1 protein-coding gene is annotated in these 1273 nt (G+C 64.3%); it reads left to right on the plus strand.

The window, feature by feature from the left end; genetic code table 11:
- The first annotated feature begins 64 nt into the window (after positions 1–64).
- A protein-coding gene (locus tag ACQR03_RS33340; RefSeq protein WP_434842387.1) for an IS3 family transposase occupies positions 65–1254 on the plus strand; the annotation gives its coding sequence in 2 pieces (ribosomal slippage) (positions 65–314 and positions 314–1254; 1191 coding nt in all).
- The last annotated feature ends 19 nt before the right edge of the window (positions 1255–1273 follow it).

The raw sequence follows: 1273 nt of genomic DNA on the forward strand, positions 1-1273 counted from the left end.
TGACCTTGCCCCCTGGGCTTAATCCAGTTTTGAGTTCGTTCTGGCCCACGACAAGGACCAGGACATGAAGCGCAGCCGTTTTTCTGAAGAGCAGATTATCGGGATCTTGAAGGAGCACGAGGCCGGCGTGCCGGTCGCCGATCTGTGCCGCAAGCACGGCGTGAGCAACGCCAGCATCTACAAATGGAAGGCCAAGTTCGGCGGGATGGACGTCTCCGAGGCCAAGCGGCTGAAGACGCTGGAGGACGAGAACGCCCGGCTGAAGCGGCTCTTGGCCGACGCCATGCTGGATAATGTGGCGCTGAAGGATCTCCTGGGAAAGAAGTGGTGACGCCCGCGCGGACGCGGAAAGCTGTCGCCCATCTCGTGGACGCCTACGGGATGAGCGAACGGCGGGCGTGTAAAGCCATCGGCTGCTGCCGCATGACCGTGAGATACAGGGCGACGCGGCCGGACGATGCCGCCTTGCGCCAACGTATGAGGGCGATCGCCCAGGAGCGCCGCCGCTTCGGCTATCGGCGGCTGCACGTTCTGCTCAAGCGGGAGGGCTATGTGATCAACCACAAGAAGCTGTTCCGGCTCTACCGAGAGGAGAAACTTGCGGTGCGCCGCCGCGGCGGTCGCAAGCGGGCGATCGGCACGCGGGCGCCGATGATGGTGCCGATGGCTCCCGATCATCGGTGGTCGCTCGACTTCGTCTCCGATCAGCTCACCGACGGCCGCCGCTTCCGAATCCTGACGGTGGTCGACGACTGCACCCGCGAGTGCCTGGCGCTGGTAGCCGAAACCTCGCTCTCGGGTGTCCGGGTGGCTCGGGAATTGGATCGGCTGATGCTCGAGCGCGGCAGACCCAGGATGATCGTGAGCGACAACGGCACCGAACTGACCAGCAACGCCATCCTGACATGGGCTGATCAGAGCGGGGTCGCCTGGCACTACATCGCTCCGGGCAAGCCGATGCAGAACGGCTTCATCGAAAGCTTCAACGGCCGGCTCCGGGATGAGCTGCTCAACGAGACGCTGTTTACCTCCCTGGCCCAGGCCCGGGTCGCTCTCGGCTGCTGGCGCGCCGACTACAACCGCATACGGCCCCACTCGCAACTCGGTTGGAAGACCCCATCCGAGTTCGCCTTGACCTGTGATCCGCGTCGGGATCCGGCGCTGCGCTATGCCGAAGGCTCCGCGCCAGCTCCCGCCGCTCGCACCGCCCAACCGGGCAATCTCAACAGCTGGACCGAACTCAGGACTGGATAAAAGTTGGGGGCAAGGTCAA

Origin of the sequence: Bradyrhizobium sp. HKCCYLS3070, assembly GCF_051167575.1 — a bacterium.
Lineage (GTDB): Bacteria > Pseudomonadota > Alphaproteobacteria > Rhizobiales > Xanthobacteraceae > Bradyrhizobium.